At 65.5% G+C, this 16,179-nt stretch carries 19 protein-coding genes and 1 tRNA gene; 16 read left to right on the forward strand and 4 right to left on the reverse strand.

Features of this window, described 5'->3' with window-relative positions; translation table 11 throughout:
* Positions 1–213: helix-turn-helix domain-containing protein (locus tag JHD07_RS13930; protein WP_291623042.1), on the reverse strand; the 213-nt coding region annotated here is incomplete at its 3' end.
* A 128-nt stretch (positions 214–341) separates the two neighbouring features.
* On the opposite strand from JHD07_RS13930, the gene JHD07_RS13935 reads away from it, so the two are divergent.
* Genes JHD07_RS13935 through JHD07_RS13960 form a run of 6 tightly spaced genes read left to right on the forward strand, consistent with a single transcriptional unit; the run spans position 342 to position 4,958 of the window.
* Positions 342–1,307 carry a tripartite tricarboxylate transporter substrate binding protein gene (locus JHD07_RS13935; protein ID WP_291623044.1) on the forward strand — a complete coding sequence of 322 codons (966 nt, stop codon included), beginning with the start codon at positions 342–344 and terminating at the stop codon, positions 1,305–1,307.
* Between the two features lie 3 nt (positions 1,308–1,310).
* Positions 1,311–1,928, forward strand: a complete 618-nt coding sequence (locus JHD07_RS13940) for a flavin reductase family protein (RefSeq protein ID WP_291623046.1) — start codon at positions 1,311–1,313, stop codon at positions 1,926–1,928.
* Positions 1,929–1,979: 51 nt separating this feature from the next.
* Positions 1,980–2,840 carry a fumarylacetoacetate hydrolase family protein gene (locus JHD07_RS13945; RefSeq protein WP_291623048.1) on the forward strand — a complete coding sequence of 287 codons (861 nt, stop codon included), beginning with the start codon at positions 1,980–1,982 and terminating at the stop codon, positions 2,838–2,840.
* A 3-nt stretch (positions 2,841–2,843) separates the two neighbouring features.
* Positions 2,844–3,647: a 2-oxo-hept-4-ene-1,7-dioate hydratase gene (gene hpaH, locus JHD07_RS13950; RefSeq protein WP_291623050.1), complete on the forward strand. Its 804-nt coding sequence runs from the start codon at positions 2,844–2,846 to the stop codon at positions 3,645–3,647.
* Positions 3,648–3,672: 25 nt separating this feature from the next.
* The gene (locus tag JHD07_RS13955; RefSeq protein WP_291623052.1) at positions 3,673–4,068 is read left to right on the forward strand and encodes a RidA family protein; all 396 of its coding nucleotides are present in this window, start codon (positions 3,673–3,675) and stop codon (positions 4,066–4,068) included.
* Positions 4,069–4,082: 14 nt separating this feature from the next.
* Positions 4,083–4,958, forward strand: a complete 876-nt coding sequence (locus JHD07_RS13960; RefSeq protein ID WP_291623054.1) for an amidohydrolase family protein — start codon at positions 4,083–4,085, stop codon at positions 4,956–4,958.
* A gap of 169 nt (positions 4,959–5,127) precedes the next feature.
* Here JHD07_RS13960 and JHD07_RS13965 read toward each other — a convergent pair whose 3' ends face one another.
* A complete protein-coding gene (locus JHD07_RS13965) occupies positions 5,128–6,135 on the reverse strand; it encodes an LLM class flavin-dependent oxidoreductase (protein WP_291623056.1) in 1,008 nt (335 codons plus the stop codon).
* Positions 6,136–6,383: 248 nt separating this feature from the next.
* On the opposite strand from JHD07_RS13965, the gene JHD07_RS13970 reads away from it, so the two are divergent.
* Genes JHD07_RS13970 through JHD07_RS13980 form a run of 3 tightly spaced genes read left to right on the forward strand, consistent with a single transcriptional unit; the run spans position 6,384 to position 8,069 of the window.
* Positions 6,384–6,887, forward strand: coding sequence for a Twin-arginine translocation pathway signal (locus JHD07_RS13970; RefSeq protein WP_291623058.1), 504 nt, complete (start codon positions 6,384–6,386; stop codon positions 6,885–6,887).
* 12 nt (positions 6,888–6,899) lie between these two features.
* Positions 6,900–7,538 carry a ferric reductase-like transmembrane domain-containing protein gene (locus JHD07_RS13975; protein ID WP_291623060.1) on the forward strand — a complete coding sequence of 213 codons (639 nt, stop codon included), beginning with the start codon at positions 6,900–6,902 and terminating at the stop codon, positions 7,536–7,538.
* 54 nt (positions 7,539–7,592) lie between these two features.
* Positions 7,593–8,069, forward strand: coding sequence for a cyclic nucleotide-binding domain-containing protein (locus JHD07_RS13980; protein WP_291623062.1), 477 nt, complete (start codon positions 7,593–7,595; stop codon positions 8,067–8,069).
* 1,331 nt (positions 8,070–9,400) lie between these two features.
* On the opposite strand, the gene JHD07_RS13985 is transcribed toward JHD07_RS13980, so the two are convergent.
* Positions 9,401–9,751, reverse strand: coding sequence for a RidA family protein (locus JHD07_RS13985; protein ID WP_291623064.1), 351 nt, complete (start codon positions 9,749–9,751; stop codon positions 9,401–9,403).
* Between the two features lie 46 nt (positions 9,752–9,797).
* Positions 9,798–9,872: transfer RNA gene (locus JHD07_RS13990), tRNA-Thr, on the reverse strand.
* Positions 9,873–10,186: 314 nt separating this feature from the next.
* Here JHD07_RS13990 and JHD07_RS13995 point away from each other — a divergent pair.
* From JHD07_RS13995 to hisD, 7 genes are all read left to right on the forward strand, one after another.
* Positions 10,187–10,375, forward strand: a complete 189-nt coding sequence (locus JHD07_RS13995; RefSeq protein WP_291623067.1) for a hypothetical protein — start codon at positions 10,187–10,189, stop codon at positions 10,373–10,375.
* 80 nt (positions 10,376–10,455) lie between these two features.
* Complete coding sequence (locus JHD07_RS14000; protein ID WP_291623069.1) at positions 10,456–12,120, forward strand: FAD-dependent oxidoreductase; 1,665 nt, start codon at positions 10,456–10,458, stop codon at positions 12,118–12,120.
* A gap of 239 nt (positions 12,121–12,359) precedes the next feature.
* The gene (locus JHD07_RS14005) at positions 12,360–12,668 is read left to right on the forward strand and encodes an EthD family reductase (protein WP_291623071.1); all 309 of its coding nucleotides are present in this window, start codon (positions 12,360–12,362) and stop codon (positions 12,666–12,668) included.
* Between the two features lie 192 nt (positions 12,669–12,860).
* Positions 12,861–13,370, forward strand: coding sequence for a hypothetical protein (locus JHD07_RS14010; RefSeq protein ID WP_291623073.1), 510 nt, complete (start codon positions 12,861–12,863; stop codon positions 13,368–13,370).
* A 115-nt stretch (positions 13,371–13,485) separates the two neighbouring features.
* Positions 13,486–14,310 (forward strand): alpha/beta hydrolase, encoded by an 825-nt coding sequence (locus JHD07_RS14015; RefSeq protein ID WP_291623075.1) that lies wholly within the window; start codon positions 13,486–13,488, stop codon positions 14,308–14,310.
* Between the two features lie 139 nt (positions 14,311–14,449).
* Positions 14,450–14,893 (forward strand): DUF2948 family protein, encoded by a 444-nt coding sequence (locus JHD07_RS14020; RefSeq protein WP_291623076.1) that lies wholly within the window; start codon positions 14,450–14,452, stop codon positions 14,891–14,893.
* Between the two features lie 147 nt (positions 14,894–15,040).
* Positions 15,041–16,179 (forward strand): histidinol dehydrogenase (hisD, locus tag JHD07_RS14025; protein WP_291623077.1); only part of this gene is annotated, 1,139 nt, incomplete at its 3' end.

The following is a 16,179-nucleotide window of genomic DNA, read 5'->3' on the forward strand; positions in this document are numbered from 1 at the left end:
CTCGACGATGCCTTCCTCGATCAGCACGTGCACGATGCGATGCACGGTCGGGCGCTTGAGGCCGGTCGTGCGGACCACCTCGGCCAATGGCACACCGTCCTCGCGGCCTGCGGCAAGGATGCGCAACACCGCCAGCGCGCGCCGGATCGCCTGCGCGCCCGGGCGCGGTTCCTCGGCGCCGGGATTGGATTTCGGTGAACGCCTCTTGTCCATATTATGGACAAGAACGCCACAATTCCCTCGACAGGGCAAGCGCGCATCTGGAGATTGCGGCCCAATCGGAATGCCATGCGAGACGTCGGGCATTCGAACTGAGTTCGTAGCGTCGCCGGGAGGTTAACATGAGATTAATCTGGATTGCCATAGCTGCCGTCACTGCAATGCTGGCCGGCCCCGCATCGGGCCAGGAATGGCCGGCGCGCAACGTCAAGCTGATCGTGCCCTACCCCGCCGGCGGCAATGTCGACAGCGCGGCGCGCATCGTCGCCGACAAGCTCCAGGAAAAACTCGGCCAGCCCTTCATCATCGAGAACAAGGCCGGCGCCGGCGGCATGATCGCGGGCGAAGCCTTCGCGAAATCGGCCCCCGACGGCTACACGCTGTTCGTCGGCGCCAACGGTCCGGTGCTGTTCGCGACCGAGATCAACAAGCGCGAGGCCTATAACTGGAAGAAGGATTTCCTGCCGATCTCGACCATCTCGATGACGCCGCTGGTGCTCGAGGTGCATCCGTCGGTGCAGGCGACGACCCTCAAGGAATTCCTCGATCTCGCCAAGCGCGAGCCCGGCAAGCTGACCATGGCCTCGCCCGGCCCCGGCACCACCAACCATCTGCTCAGCGAGCTGATGCAGTCCAATCTCGGGCTGCAATGGGTCACCGCGCACTATCGCGGCAATGCGCCCGCGATCAACGATCTGCTCGGCGGTCAGGTGCAGTTCGCCTTCGACCAGCTCACGGTCAGCCTCCAGCACATCAAGGCCGGTCTCTTCCGCGCGCTGGCCGTGACCAGCCCGCACCGGCTGAAGTCGCTGCCTGACGTGCCGACCTTCGCCGAGCTCGGCTACAAGGATTTCGACGGCCAGACCTTCACCGGCCTGTTCGCGCCCGCCGGCACGCCGGCACCCATCGTCGACAAGCTTAACGAGACGCTGGTCGCGATCCTGAAGGACCCCGCCATTGCCGAGAAGTTCGAGAAGCTCGGCGGCGAGGCCACGCCGATGACGCCGGCTGAATTCAGGGCATATCTCGAACGCGAGGACGCCAAGTGGATTCCGGTGGTGCGCAAGGCCAACATCAGGGCGGATTGATCGATGCGGATCGATCCCGCCGAACTCGGTGCCGAGCGCATCTACCGCCTGATGACCGGCATCGTGGTGCCGCGCCCGATCGCGTGGGTCACGAGCCTGTCAGCCAAGGGCGTGCTCAACCTCGCCCCGTTCAGCGCCTTCACCTTCGTCTCGCAGAAGCCGCCGATGCTGGCCATCAGCGTCGGCCGCAAGGGCGCTGATTACAAGGACACCGCGCACAACATCCTCGATACCGAGGAGTACGTGATCCACATCGCCGATACGCCGCTGATGAATGCGGTGCACGACAGCTCTGTCGAGCATCCGCCTGAAATCAGCGAGGTCGAGCATCTCGGGCTCGAAACGCTGCCCTGCGATCTCGTCAAGGTGCGCCGGCTCGCCGCCGCACCCGTCGCGATGGAGTGCCGCTTCCGCCAGTGCCTCGAATTCGGCGACGCCAAGAGCCGGCTCATCGTCGGCGAGGTCGTGATGTTCCATTTGCGCGACGGCCTCGTCAATGACGGCAAGGTTGAGACGAAAGCGCTCGACCCGATCGCGCGCATCGGCGGCCCGCGTTACGCCCGCCTCGGCGAGATCGTGACGCTCAACACCGTCTTCCAGACTCCCAAATCGAAAGACTGAGCGCGCGGGCCTCTTCGCCGGCTGCCGCCCAAGATCATCGGAGGAAATACAATGCGACTGCTGAGCTATCTCCTGGACGGCGAGGCGCGCTATGGCGCGGCCGTGGACGGCGGCGTGGTCGATCTCACCAGGCGCATCGGCCGTGACTATTCGGACGTGAAGGCGCTGATCGCGGCCAACGCGCTCGCGGATGCGCAGGAGGCCGTCGCCGGGCAGAAGCCGGACTATGCGCTGGACCAGCTCGTCCTGCTGCCGCCGGTGCTGGCGCCGGAAAAGCTCTGGTGCATCGGCGTCAACTACGCCGAGCGCAACGCCGAATATAAAGACAGTTCGGACCTGCCCAAATATCCCAGCCTGTTCGTGCGCAGCATGTCCTCGATGACCGGCTCCGGCCAACCGATCGAAAAGCCGAAGGTTTCGGACCAGCTCGACTATGAAGGCGAGCTCGTCATCGTGATCGGGCAGGGCGGCCGTCACATCCCGCGGGAAAAGGCGTGGTCGCACATCTTCGGCATGACGCTGTGCAACGAAGGCACGATCCGCGACTGGCTGCGCCACGGCAAGTTCAACGTCACGCAAGGCAAGAATTTCGATCGCTCCGGCAGCATCGGTCCATGGATCGTGACGTCCGACGAGCTCGATCCGCGCGGCCCGCACGACATCGTCACGCGCGTCAACGGCGAGGTGCGGCAGCAGGATACGACCGAGCGGCTGATGTTCCCGTTCGATGTCCTAATCGCCTATCTCTCCACCTTCGCGACCTTGAAGCCCGGCGACATGATCGTGACGGGCACGCCGACCGGGGCGGGCGCGCGCTTCGACCCGCCGCGCTGGTTGAAGGCCGGCGACGTCGTCGAGGTCGAGTCCAGCCGCATCGGCGTGTTGCGTAACACCGTCGCCGCGGAGCAATAGACCATGCTGGATGCTGCGACGATCGAACGCCTTGCCGCGCGCCTCGACGAAGCCGAGCGCACGAAATCGCTGATCCCGATGTTCACGAAGGAATATCCCGACTTCAGCATCGAGGACGCCTACGCGGTGCAGCGCGCCTGGACCAAGCTCCAGCTCGGCCGCGGCCGTGTCATCAAGGGGCACAAGATCGGCCTGACCTCGAAGGCGATGCAGAACGCGGTCGGCATCAGCGAGCCCGATTACGGCGTGCTGTTCGCCGACATGTTCTATGCCGACGCGACGCCCGTTCCGTTCGACCGCTTCCACGCGCCGCGGATCGAGGTCGAGCTCGCCTTCGTGCTGAAGGCCCCGCTGCGCGGTCCCGACTGCACCATCTTCGACGTGCTCAACGCCACCGACTACGTCACGCCCGCGCTGGAAATCCTGGAGACGCGCATGCACCGCGTCGATCCGGAGACGGGCAAGGCGCGCAAAGTCATGGACACGATCTCGGACAACGCGGCGAATGCCGCGCTGGTGCTCGGCGGCCGGCCGATCCGCCCGATGGATGCGGACCTGCGCTGGATCGGCGCGCTGCTGTTCCGCAACGGCGAGGTCGAGGAAACCGGGCTTGCTGCCGGCGTGCTCAACCACCCCGCCAACGGCATCGCCTGGCTCGCCAACCGCCTCGCGCCGCATGACGAGCATCTGGCCGCCGGCGAGGTCGTGCTGGCGGGTTCGTTCACGCGCCCGGTGGACATCCGCCGCGGCGACACCTTCCACGCCGACTACGGCGCCTTCGGCTCGGTGTCGTGCCAGTTCGTCTGAAGCAACAACAAGCAGGGAGCGCACCATGACCGGTCAAACGCGGCGCAAGAGCATCCATATCGGCGGCTTCAAGCACGTCAATCCGATCCCGAACGCCTGCCGCATCGGCAATCTCGTGATGTCGGGCGTCATCCTCGGCCGCGACCCCGCGACCAATGCGATGCCCGAGAGCCTCGATGCGCAATGCGCCAACATGTTCGCGCACATGAAGGCGACGGTGGAAGCCGCCGGCGGCTCGACCTCCGACATCATCAAGATGACGGTGTGGCTGAAGGACCGCGGCAATCGCGGACCGGTCAATGTCGAGTGGCTGAAGATGTTTCCGGACGAGCATTCGCGTCCCGCGCGCCACGCGCTACCGATGGACAACATGGATGGCGGCGCGCTGGTGCAGTGCGATTTCACCGCCGTGATCGATTAAAGGAGTTTTCGCGCATGCCGACCTATCTGCCGTTCGATCCCAATCCGCGCCGGCCGAGCAAGGCACCGCCGCCCAAGACCGTCGACAGCCAGTTTCACGTGCTGGGTCCGATCGAGAAATATCCGGAGCGTCCCGGCGCGGCCTATCGGATGCCGACCGCGACCTGGGAAGCGGCACTGCGCATGCACAAGGCGCTCGGCATCGAGCGCGGCATCATCGTGCAGACCACCACTTACGGCGCCGACCACGCCGTCGTGCTCGACGGGCTCAAAGCCATGGGCCCGAACTATCGCGGCTGCGCCAACGCGCTGGTGTTTGCCGAAGCCAGCGATTCCTATCTCGCCACGCTGCACGACGCAGGCGTGCGCGGTGCGCGCTTCAGCTTCCGCCAGGAGCTCGGCGCCGTGCTGTCCGACGCCGATTTCGCCCGTGCCATCGCCCGCATCCGCGAGCTCGGCTGGTACGTCAAGATCCAGCCGGAGAAGGACGGCATCATGTCGAGCGTCGCCAAGTACGAAGACCTCGACGTCCCCGTGCTGATCGACCACATGGCGCGCCCCGATCCCGAAGCCGGCAAGGCCGATCCGAACCTGCGCAAGATGCTGGAGCTGCTGGCTAAGGGCAATTTCTGGGTCATGCTCTCGCTCGGCGAAAAGACCTCGAAGACCGGCGCGCCCTATGACGACGTCATCCCGATCGCGCGCGCCTATATCGATGCCGCTCCCGACCGTTGCGTCTGGGCCAGCGATTGGCCGCATCCGGTCTCGGTCAAGCAGCCGCCGAACGATGCCGACCTGCTGGAGCTGATGTACCGCTACGCGCCCGAGCAGGCCGAGCTCGAGAAAATCCTGGTGCACAATCCCGCCAAGCTGTTCGGCTTTCCGGACTAAAGCACAAGAAGCTCGCCGCGAATGCGGTGCGCTCCCTCTCCCGCGTGCGGGAGAGGGTCGGGGTGAGGGCTCTCTCCTCTTGGGGACTGTCTCATTGCGGAGACACCCTCTCCCCAGCCCTCCCCCGCAAGCGGGGGAGGGAGCGCGCCTCCAATGTCGCGGCGCTCGCTCACACCACCGGCTGCTTCGCCAGCCTCTCCCGCACCTCGGCTGCGATTTCGAACGAGCGCAGGCGCGCGGCGTGGTCGTAGATCTGCCCCGTCGTCATCAATTCGTCCGCGCCGGTCTCTGCAATCAGCGCCTTCAGCTTCGCTTCCACCATATCGGGCGTCCCCACCGCTGAGCAGGACAGCGACTGGGCGACGCCGGCCTTCTCCGCCGGCGACCACAACGCGTCCATGTCGCCAGTCGGCGGCGGCAGCGGACCCGGCGTGCCGCGGCGCAGGTTGATGAACTGTTGCTGCAGCGAGGAAAACATCCTTCGCGCCTCCTCATCGCTGTCGGCCGCGAACACGTTGACGCCGACCATCGCATGGGGCTTGTCGAGCTGCGCCGATGGCTCGAACCGGGCGCGGTATTCGCGCAGCGCCGGCAGCATCATCTGCGGCGCGAAATGCGAGGCGAAAGCGAACGGCAGCCCCAGCATCGCCGCGAGCTGCGCGCCGAAGGTGCTCGATCCCAATATCCACAGCGGCACCTTGGTGCCCATGCCGGGCACGGCGCGGATCGCCTGGTTCGGCTGCACGTCGCCGAGCAGCGCCTGCAATTCCAGGACGTCATGCGGGAAGTTCTCGGAACTGGTGGCGAGGTCGCGCCGCAACGCCCGCGCGGTGAACTGGTCGGTGCCCGGCGCGCGGCCGAGCCCGAGATCGATCCGTCCCGGATAAAGTGATTCCAGCGTGCCGAATTGCTCGGCGATGACGAGCGGCGAATGATTCGGCAGCATGACCCCGCCGGACCCGACCCGGATCGTCTTCGTCCCGCCCGCGATATGGCCGATCACCACCGCCGTCGCCGCGCTGGCGATTCCCGTCATGTTATGATGCTCGGCGAGCCAGAACCGTTTGTAGCCCCATGTCTCCGCATGCTGCGCGAGATCGAGCGAGTTGCGAAACGCCTCAGCCGCATCGCCGCCCTGGCGGATGGGTGCGAGGTCGAGGAGGGAGAAGGGGATCATGTGAGGGCATCCGAGAGGGGCGCACGGCGCGCGGTGCCTCACATATAGGATGTCAATAGCGGGAGCGCTGCACGACCCGCCGCGTAATCGGGATATTGGCGCAGCGCACCGTCCTGGGTTGCTCGATTGGCACCACCACGGTCACAACACTGTTATTGCGGCCTCTGGCGCCCTTCCTTCCAATTGGGCGTTCCGCATGTGTTGTTGTAGTTTGTGGACGAACGGCATGGCCGCCAGGAGGAACCGAGATGAGCAGGGTCGAAATCAACCGCCGGAGCCTGCTCGCCGCTGGCGGCTCCGTCCTCGCAACCGGGGTCCTGGCATCGGGCGTGTCCGGATTGCTGGTGCCGGCGCGTGCGGCTGGCCTCGCGCCGACCGAAACGATGTCGGGCGGAGCGAACAATTACCGCAAGGGCGCGGCGGTCGTGGAGCGGATCGGCAAAGGCGGCTTCTGGATGAGCGGCACCGTCCGCCGCGCCGGCGACGGCGCTCCGCTCGCCGGGCAACGCATCCAGATCTGGGCGCACACGGTCGAAGGGCAGGAGCACGAGCCGCAGAGTCATGGCGCCACCCTCACCGACAAGGAGGGTAAGTTCCGGCTCGAAATGCCGCAGATCATTCCCATCTTCGGCCAGCCGCATGGCCATCTCGCCTATGACAGCGGGGAGTTCAAGACCGTGTTCCTGCGGCCGGTGATGCGGAGCGCCAAGGAAACCAGTCTCGAAGCGCACTTCGTGCTTCAGCCGGCCTGACCGGACCTGCGAATGACGGGGTGGAGATCGGCGCGGGTGATCCTGATCTGGGTCGCCCTGGCTTTGGCCATTGGCGTGCCGGTCGCGCTTGCGGCGACGAGCGAGCAGCTCGCATGGCGCGGCCCTGTCTACATCCTCGCCGGCTTTGCCGGGATCGTTGCTCTCGGCCTCGTGCTCATTCAGCCCCTGCTGGTCGGCGGCTATCTGCCGGGTCTGTCGGCCTATCGCGGCAGGCGTGTCCATCACTGGATCGGCGGCACACTGGTTGCGGCGGTGGTGATCCACGTCGCCGGCCTCTGGTTCACCAGCCCGCCCGACATGATCGACGCCCTGACCTACGCCTCGCCGACGCCGTTCACTCCCTACGGGGTGACGGCGATGTGGGCCATCTTCATCGTCGCGCTGCTGGCTCTGCTGCGTCGGCGGCTGGGGCTGCGCCTGCGAACCTGGCGCATCATTCACATGCCGCTGGCAATCGTCATCGTGGTCGGCAGCGTGGTCCATTGCCTCCTGATCGAGGGGACGATGGAGACAGTTTCGAAAGCCGTGCTGTGCGCAGCCGTCCTCGCGGCGACCGTGAAGGCCATGGTCGATCTGCAGGTTTGGCGAAAGCGAAGGACGCTGCGCGGGGAGAGTCCAGCGCAGCAGTAGCCTGGTGGCCACGAGCTGCTTGCCGCAGTCCGCGACGGCGCGTAATTTCGCATCATGACGGTCACGGCTCCCGATCTGAAAGCGTTCCTGCTCGCGACGCCGTTCTTCGGCGGTCTTTCGGAGGCGAGCCTCGACCTCTTGATCTCGATGCTGGTCGAGCGCGGCTTCGATGCCAACGCGACCGTCGTGGCCGAGGGCGAGCCGGGGCGCTCGATGTTCATCGTCAAGTCCGGCCGGCTCGCGGTGAGCAAACGGACCAAAGCAGGCGGCGTCATCCCGATTTCCGTTCTGCAGCCGGGGGACTTCTTCGGCGAGATGACGCTGATCGAAATGCAGAACCGTTCGGCCACGGTCGTCGCGGAGGCGCCGACGGTGCTGTACGAGCTGACGGCCCAAAAGCTCTATGCCTGCTATAAGGCCGACATCCACGCCTACGTGATCGTCCTGCAGAACATCAATCGCGAGCTGTGCCGCCGGCTGCGCCGGGCAGACGATCGCTTCGCGAGACACGCGGCGGATAACGACAATTGATCGCATATGATGGCCGCGCAATCGCATATGGGAGCGATCTCGCCTGTGGCATCCTTCGAGACGCCTGCCGTTGGCGGGCCCTCAGGATGAGGACCGAGTGCGTTGCGCTCGTTTCAATGAGCACCGATGCCGCTTAGCCTCATCCTGAGGGCCCGCCGGAGGCGGGCGTCTCGAAGGACGAGGCGCGCGCTCAGTAGCGAAACCCATCATGTGCGTGGCTCGAAGGGAGCCGATGGGTTTCGCTTCTCTCTACTGATCCTACGGGCTAGTCGAGATCCTCGACGGACCCTGGCGATCACGACTTGTCGTGCGCGTACTTCTCGAGGACCAGCCGGTTATACTCGTCCCTGACGGCTCTGCGGGACACACTCCCCTTCCGGTCCTTGGCGATTTTCAGAAGATCAGGATCGGTGGGTGCTTTTGATTTGCGCCGAAATCTCGCAAGGAAAGGGGTCGTCGGCTCCGACATCCTTCCAAACAGGCGGTCGAACCATCCCATTGTGTCCTCCCGGACATGTCGCGAGCGAAAAGACTATCACCAAGAAATGCGGGGTCAACGGGCCGTGTGAGCGCAATTTTCAAGAAGGCGCGGACCGCAAGCTGATGTCGGCCGCAACGCTACTGGCCTGTCGGGCAAAACACCCCCTCCGCGCGGCTCCCCTGTCAATCCCCGCCCGCGGAATATTCCACTTTACCGAAATTCGGAATTGCGGTATCTGTCGCGCATTCCGGCCCAAGGAGAGGGGCGATCGTACGTCGCAACGAACGTGGGTGGGGGTGCGGTGGACGCGGCTGCGTCGGGCATGCGAGGCGGGACCAGGGCGAGATGAACCTCGTGAGGTCCAACAGCGTGCGGACGGACGGCGCCAACATCCGGCGAGGCCTCTTGGCAGAGCCGGAAGCTGCGTACGGCGAAAGCGCGTCGTCCTGACCGTCGTTGCTACGGTCAAGCCTTGCGGAGATGGGTCGGGGCCCAACCGGGTCTCGGAGCATCGCCAATTCGCGAGGCGACGGAGGCCAGAACGAACTCGGCTCCGGGGAGAGCGCGCATAAGCCGTCAACCCATCGCGCAGGGAAGGTCGGGTGTTTTCCGGCCCACCTGTTGTCCGCCTGCGCATTTGCGTGTGCAAATACCTTAGCGCAGCGGATCGTGGGTGCCAGCCGGCACCCGGCCTTCCCTGCGCTCTCTTCACAGGAGAGAGTCAAGGAAACAGCAAAACCCGGACGCTTTGCGCCGCGGGAACGCTGTTTCATGTGTGAACACAGGAATGACCGCGCAGTCTCGCGACCCAAACCGACCGAGCTCTCTCGCCTTCCCGATGTCGCCCTTATCAGCGGCGTGCGGCGGTCGCCGTCAGCTCCAGCTTGACGCCCGGGCCGAGATCCGCGACGCCGATCGCAGCACGCGCCGGCAGATGGTCCGCGGAGAAATAGCGCTTCCACACCTGGTTGAACGCGGCCTTGTCGGCGAGATCGGCCATGAAGATGGTCACCTGCAGAACGCAAGAGAGATCCGAGCCGGCTCCATCGAGCAGGGTCTTCAACTGGCGCAGCACATCCTCGGCCTGGCCGGCCATGTCGAGCCCGGTATCTTCAGGAACGATGCCGCCAAGATAGAGCACGCCATGATGCTCGACGATCTCGTGGAGCAGTCCTTCATAGGGCAGGGAACGTTTGATCACGATCGCAATCCGTGGGTGTTGCGGGCTCGTTGCATTAGGGGAGGGCTGGTGCTGCCAGACAGGATTGAACTGTCGACCTCTCCATTACCAATGGAGTGCTCTACCACTGAGCTACGGCAGCATGTGCTGGTGAAGAATCGGGCGCCCGAGGGCCTACCAAGCGGGCCGATATCTGCCACAAGCCCCCCTCGTGTGCAAGCTTGCAAGCCGTGTCAAAACCAGAAAATCGGGCCGATATCGGGGCCAAAATGCCGGTTTTCGCGCGGAACGACCGAGTTTCTGCGGATTCGGGGGCCAGTATCCCCGGCCAACTGGCCAGTTGTGTGCAACGCCCGACTTGCGCGATTTCGCGTTTCGCACGATCGCGTCGCGTCCCCCTCTTGAGCTGCCACAGTTCGATGGCATTCTGCTGCCGATTGCTGGGATGGAGCCGTGATGGCTGACGAGGCCGACAAAAGCGCGAGGCAGGCGAAGACGTCCCGGGACGACCGCTTGAAATCGGCGCTACGCGAGAACCTGAAGCGGCGGAAGGTGCAAGCCCGCGAACGCGCCGCGATCACCGGCCCCTCGCAGAACGACGATGGTTCCCTAGATGAGGGAGCCGCCGGCAAGACCTCTGGTTGAGGGACGGCGGCCAGGAATTTGGAGTACATACAGTGGCAATCGGGCAGGACGAAACGCAACGAACAGACCGTGACGCACAGATGCTGCGGTTCACCCGACCCGAGCAAACCTTTCCGGCGCTGACCCCCGCCGAGATCGAGCGGATCAGGCACTTCGGCGAAATCCGCACCTTTCGGGATGGCGAGCTGCTGTTCGAGACCGGCAAGCCCGGGCCCGGCATGTTCGTCGTGCTGAAGGGGCACGTCGCCATCACCCAGCGCGACGGGCTCGGTCACGTCACCCCGGTGATCGACCAGGGGCCGGGGCAGTTCCTGGCCGAACTCAGCCAGCTCTCCGGCCGGCCGGCGCTGGTCGATGGGCGCGCCGAAGGCGATGTCGAGACGCTGCTGCTGCCGCCGGACCGGCTGCGCGCGCTGCTGGTCGCCGAGGCCGAGCTCGGCGAGCGCATCATGAGGGCGCTGATCCTGCGCCGGGTCAATCTGATCCAGGACGGCGCCGGCGGCCCCGTGCTGATCGGACCGTCGAACTCCGCCGGCGTGGTGCGCTTGCAGGGGTTTCTCACCCGCAACGGACAGCCGCATCATCTGCTCGATCCCGATCGCGAGCGCGACGGGGCCGAATTGATCGCGCGCTATTCGCCGAAGCCCGAAGACTGGCCGCTGGTCGTCACCACCGATGGGTCGGTGCTGCGCAATCCGAACGAGACCGAGCTGGCGCGCGCCATCGGCATGATCGGCGGCACCAAGGATGGGCGCATTTACGACGTCGCCGTCGTCGGCTGTGGTCCCGCCGGGCTCGCGACCGCGGTGTATGCGGCGTCCGAAGGGCTTTCCGTCGCCGTGCTCGACACCCGCGCTTTCGGCGGCCAGGCCGGCGCCAGCGCGCGCATCGAGAACTATCTGGGCTTTCCAACCGGCATTTCCGGCCAGGCGCTCACCGCGCGCGCCTTCACCCAGGCGCAGAAATTCGGCGCCGACATCATGATTCCGGTGACGGTGAAATCGCTCGACTGCACGCGCAAGGACGGCGCGTTTTCGGTGGCGCTCGATGGCTGCGATGCCCTGCGCTCGCGCGCAGTGGTGGTCGCGAGCGGCGCGCGCTATCGGCGGCCTGATATCGCCAACCTCGACAAGTTCGAGGGACGCGGCGTCTGGTACTGGGCTTCGCCCGTCGAGGCGCGGCTCTGCGCCGGCGAGGAAGTCGCGCTGGTCGGTGCCGGCAATTCGGCAGGGCAGGCGGCCGTGTTCCTGTCGGGGCACGCGAAGCGCGTGCTGATGATCATCCGCGGCGGCGGCTTGGGCGCCAGCATGTCGCGCTATCTCATCGAGCGCATCGAAGCGACGCCGAACATCGAATTGATGTTCAACACCGAGATCACGGCGCTCGAAGGCGACGAGGCTTCGCTGCTGCGCCGTATCCACTGGAAGAGCCGGCTGTCGGACGATGTGGATTGCGCCGACATCCGCAATCTCTTTCTGTTCGTGGGCGCCGATCCCGCCACCTCCTGGCTCGACGGTTGCGGCGTCACGCTCGATCGCGGCGGCTTCGTCGTGACGGGCGCGCAGTCCGAGCAGAACCAGGGCAAGCTGGTGGCGCCGCTGGAAACCTCCGTGCCCGGCGTCTACGCCGTCGGCGACGTCCGCTCCGGGTCGGTCAAGCGCGTCGGGGGCGCCATCGGCGAGGGCGCGCAGGTGGTGGCCGCCCTGCACGGCTATCTCGGCGACGCCGCAAAACCGGCGCTTTAGTCAAGGACAAGACAAGAGAAAGGCAAGTCGAATGGGACTTGCCATTGCGCCATATCCTGCAGACTATCCCCTCATCCTGAGGAGCGCGCCTTGGCGCGTGTCTCGAAGGATAAAGGCCCGGACCGACGACCCGGGCCTTCATGGTTAGCGCGGCGATGCGCAAGCGTCGTCCGCAGGGGCGCTCACGCGCCTCCTCACCATGAGGATCCAAACACAACAAATTTTCACGGGAGGACCAAATGGCCGAAATCGTCGTGCTCTACAAGACACCCAAGGACGCTGCCGCATTCGACAAGCACTATGCCGAGACGCACATTCCGCTCGCGAAGAAACTTCCCGGCTTGAAGAACTACGCCGTCAGCAAGGGGCCGGTCGCATCTCCGTCCGGGCCTTCCGGAATCCACCTCGTCGCCATTCTCACCTTCGACAGCGTGGCCGACATCCAGGCCGCCTTTGGCAGCGAGGAAGGCAAGGCGACCGGCGCGGACGTGCCGAAATTCGCCAGCGGCGGTGCCGACATCCTGATCTTCGACACCAAGGACGTGTGAGGTTCGATTCAACTTTCGTCGAAAACCTGCCGTCGTTTGTGACAGCGGTGCAAAAGATTCAGCCATGCGCGTTGTCGATTTGCACGATGACGCATGGCTGTGCTCATGCATGTGACGACAACGCATGTGGCAATCCGATGAGGACCGTAATACCATCCTCCGCATCTTGATGGAGAGACGAGGAGAAATGCCGTGGTCCTTGGATTGAGCCTGCCTGCTCTTACGCTGATCCATGTCATCATCAGCCTGATTGCCATCGTTGCCGGCCTCGTCGTGATGTTTGGCCTGCTCGGCTCGAAGCCCATGCCCGGCCTCACTGCGATCTTCCTGCTTTTCACCATTCTCACCAGCGCCACCGGCTTCCTGTTTCCATTCAAGGAGCTGCTGCCCTCGCACATCATCGGCATCATCTCGCTGGTGCTTCTCGCGATCGCTTGCCTCGCGCTGTACGGCATGAAGCTGTCCGGCGTCTGGCGTCCGGTCTACATCGTGACCGCAATGATCTCGCTGTATTTCAACGTCTTCGTGCTCGTGATCCAGTCGTTCCTGAAAGTGCCGGCGCTGGCTGCGCTCGCGCCCGCCGTGCCGCCGGCGCCGCCCTCGGGCCCGGTGTTTGCCGTGGTGCAGGGCCTCGTGCTGGTGTTCTTCGTCGTGCTGACCATCGGCGCCTGGCGCAGGTACAAGCCCATGGCGTTTGCCTGATCGGCACCCCCTCGTCATTCCGGGGCAGTCCGGAATCTCGATTTAGCAATCCCCAGATTCCGGGTCCGCGCCAACGCGCGCCCCGGAATGACTCGACTTGAAGAGGAGCCCCCCAATGCCCACCATCACCACCAAAGACGGCGTCGATATCTTCTACAAGGACTGGGGCGCCGGCCAGCCGATCGTTTTCAGCCATGGCTGGCCGCTGTCGGCGGACGACTGGGACGCGCAGATGTTGTTCTTCGTCACGCGCGGCTACCGCGTCATCGCCCATGACCGCCGCGGCCACGGCCGCTCGGCGCAGGTCGCCGACGGCCACGACATGGATCATTACGCCGACGATCTCGCCGCGCTCACCGCGCATCTCGACCTCAAGAACGCGATTCATGTCGGCCATTCCACCGGTGGCGGCGAGGTCGTGCACTACATCGCCCGTCATGGCGAGAGCCGGGTCGCCAAGGCCGCGATCCTTTCGGCGGTGCCGCCGCTGATGGTGCAGACCGCGGCCAATCCCGGCGGCTTGCCGAAGAGCGTGTTCGACGATCTCCAGAAGCAGCTTGCGGCGAGCCGCGCGCAGTTCTATCGCGACCTCCCCGCCGGCCCGTTCTACGGCTACAACCGCCCCGGCGCGACGCCGTCGGAAGCGGTGATCCAGAACTGGTGGCGCCAGGGCATGATGGGCGGTGCGAAAGCGCATTACGACGGCATCGTCGCGTTCTCGCAAACCGATTTCACCGAGGATCTCAAGAAGATCAACGTGCCCGTGCTGGTGATGCACGGCGACGACGACCAGATCGTGCCTTACGCCGATTCCGCCCCGCTCTCGGCCAAGCTGCTCAAGAAGGGCGTCCTGAAGACCTACAAGGGTTTTCCGCACGGCATGCCGACCACGCACGCCGAGACCATCAATGCCGATCTCCTGGCGTTCTTCAAGGAGTGAGCGCTTCAGGCCTGAACCTCCCTTGTTGTGGGAAAGGGTCGCTCGCAGCGTAGCGGCAAGATGGGCCAGGGCTTAACTTGGTGGAAATTTCGGGGCTCGCGCGCGTTGAGTCCCGTCCCCACCAGGAGAAGCGCCGGCGATGTCGCCCCAGCTCAAACTGATCGCGCTCGATGCCGACGATCTCGCCGTGATCTCGACCCATGTCCAGGACGCCCGAGTCGTGGCGTCGGACATCATCTGGCGGCAGAGCGAGAAGCGGCTCGTGGTCGGCATGAGCCGGCTGGACTGGGAGCAGACATTGGAGGGCGAGGCAGAGCCACGGCGGCTGGTCGCCGCGCTTCGTTTCGACCGTGTGCTCGCCTGCAAGGCGCGCAACATCGATCTCGATGCGCCCGAAAAGGTGCTGGACCTCGTCGGCATTGAGTTTCACCCCCAGGAAGGGCGCCACGAGGAGCCCGGCGGCAGCGCCCTGCTTTTGTTCGCCCAGGGCGGTGCCATCCGCCTGGATGTGGAGTGCCTGGAGTGCGAGCTGACCGACCTCGGGGCCGACGCGCTGGGAACGGGACTCGAGGCAGATGGGTGAAGGGGCCGGTATGCCGATCCATATCCGGCCTGGCCGTCGCTGGACCGGCAGCTTCCGAGGGTTGACGCCGCTTCCCCGCCGCGCCATTGAGCAGGGGACCGGGTGCGCCAATCCGCCCCTCGAGACCAGCCGGAAGCCAAGCGAAACATGCCCGTTCGCCTCGACCGCAGCAGCGCCGATTTCGACCAGCGATTCGCCGCCTTCCTCGCAGCCAAGCGCGAGGCTTCGGCCGACGTCGAGGCGGCCGCACGCGCGATCGTCGATGACGTCGCCAGGCGCGGCGATGCCGCCCTGCTCGAGGCGACGGCCAAGTTCGACCGGCTGACGTTGGCTGCATCCTCCTTGCGCGTCACCGCCGCCGAGATCGAAGCTGCGGTCAAGGCCTGCGAGCCTGCGACGCTCGATGCGCTCGCGTTCGCGCGCGACCGGATCGAGACCTATCACCGCCGCCAGCTGCCGAAGGACGAGCGCTTCACCGACCCGCTCGGCGTCGAGCTCGGCTGGCGCTACACCGCGATCGAATCCGCCGGCCTCTATGTGCCCGGCGGCACTGCCGCCTATCCGTCCTCGGTGTTGATGAACGCCGTGCCGGCGAGAGTGGCCGGCGTGTCGCGGCTGGTGATGGTGGTGCCCTCGCCGGACGGCAAGCTCAATCCGCTGGTGCTGGCCGCCGCGCATCTCGGCGGCGTCACCGAGATCTACCGGGTCGGCGGCGCGCAGGCAATTGCCGCGCTGGCGCACGGCACCGCGACGATCGCGCCGGTCGCCAAGATCGTCGGGCCTGGCAACGCCTATGTCGCCGCGGCGAAGAGGCTGGTGTTCGGCAAGGTCGGGATCGACATGATCGCCGGCCCCTCCGAGGTGCTCGTCATCGCCGATGACACCGGCAACGCCGACTGGATCGCCGCCGACCTGCTGGCGCAGGCCGAGCACGATTCCAGCGCGCAGTCGATCCTGATCACGGACTCGGGGCGCCTGGCCGCCGATGTCGAGAAGGCGGTCGAAGCGCAGCTGAAGACGCTGCCGCGCGCTGCGATCGCAGGCAGCTCCTGGGCCGATTTCGGCGCTATGATCATGGTGAAGAACCTCGACGAGGCGATCCCGCTGGCGGATGCCATCGCGGCCGAGCATCTCGAGATCATGACCCGCGATCCCGACGCACTCGCCGCGAAGATACGCAATGCCGGCGCGGTGTTCCTCGGGCCTCATACGCCCGAGGCGATCGGCGATTATGTCGGCGGCTCCAACCACGTGCTGCCGACGGCGCGCTCGGCGCGGTTCTCCTC

Origin of the sequence: Bradyrhizobium sp. (assembly GCF_016462955.1) — a bacterium.
Classification (GTDB): Bacteria; Pseudomonadota; Alphaproteobacteria; order Rhizobiales; family Xanthobacteraceae; genus Bradyrhizobium.

Bases quoted from the DNA above. Each gene is read 5' to 3' on its own strand.
- JHD07_RS13965 (WP_291623056.1), bottom strand. From the start codon at position 6,135: ATGATCCCCTTCTCCCTCCTCGACCTCGCACCCATCCGCCAGGGCGGC.
- JHD07_RS14000 (WP_291623069.1), top strand. From the start codon at position 10,456: ATGCTGCGGTTCACCCGACCCGAGCAAACCTTTCCGGCGCTGACCCCC.
- JHD07_RS13975 (WP_291623060.1), top strand. From the start codon at position 6,900: ATGACGGGGTGGAGATCGGCGCGGGTGATCCTGATCTGGGTCGCCCTG.
- JHD07_RS13995 (WP_291623067.1), top strand. From the start codon at position 10,187: ATGGCTGACGAGGCCGACAAAAGCGCGAGGCAGGCGAAGACGTCCCGG.
- hpaH (WP_291623050.1), top strand. From the start codon at position 2,844: ATGCTGGATGCTGCGACGATCGAACGCCTTGCCGCGCGCCTCGACGAA.
- JHD07_RS13970 (WP_291623058.1), top strand. From the start codon at position 6,384: ATGAGCAGGGTCGAAATCAACCGCCGGAGCCTGCTCGCCGCTGGCGGC.
- JHD07_RS13955 (WP_291623052.1), top strand. From the start codon at position 3,673: ATGACCGGTCAAACGCGGCGCAAGAGCATCCATATCGGCGGCTTCAAG.
- JHD07_RS13980 (WP_291623062.1), top strand. From the start codon at position 7,593: ATGACGGTCACGGCTCCCGATCTGAAAGCGTTCCTGCTCGCGACGCCG.
- JHD07_RS14020 (WP_291623076.1), top strand. From the start codon at position 14,450: ATGTCGCCCCAGCTCAAACTGATCGCGCTCGATGCCGACGATCTCGCC.
- JHD07_RS13935 (WP_291623044.1), top strand. From the start codon at position 342: ATGAGATTAATCTGGATTGCCATAGCTGCCGTCACTGCAATGCTGGCC.
- JHD07_RS13960 (WP_291623054.1), top strand. From the start codon at position 4,083: ATGCCGACCTATCTGCCGTTCGATCCCAATCCGCGCCGGCCGAGCAAG.
- JHD07_RS14005 (WP_291623071.1), top strand. From the start codon at position 12,360: ATGGCCGAAATCGTCGTGCTCTACAAGACACCCAAGGACGCTGCCGCA.
- JHD07_RS13945 (WP_291623048.1), top strand. From the start codon at position 1,980: ATGCGACTGCTGAGCTATCTCCTGGACGGCGAGGCGCGCTATGGCGCG.
- JHD07_RS13940 (WP_291623046.1), top strand. From the start codon at position 1,311: ATGCGGATCGATCCCGCCGAACTCGGTGCCGAGCGCATCTACCGCCTG.
- JHD07_RS14015 (WP_291623075.1), top strand. From the start codon at position 13,486: ATGCCCACCATCACCACCAAAGACGGCGTCGATATCTTCTACAAGGAC.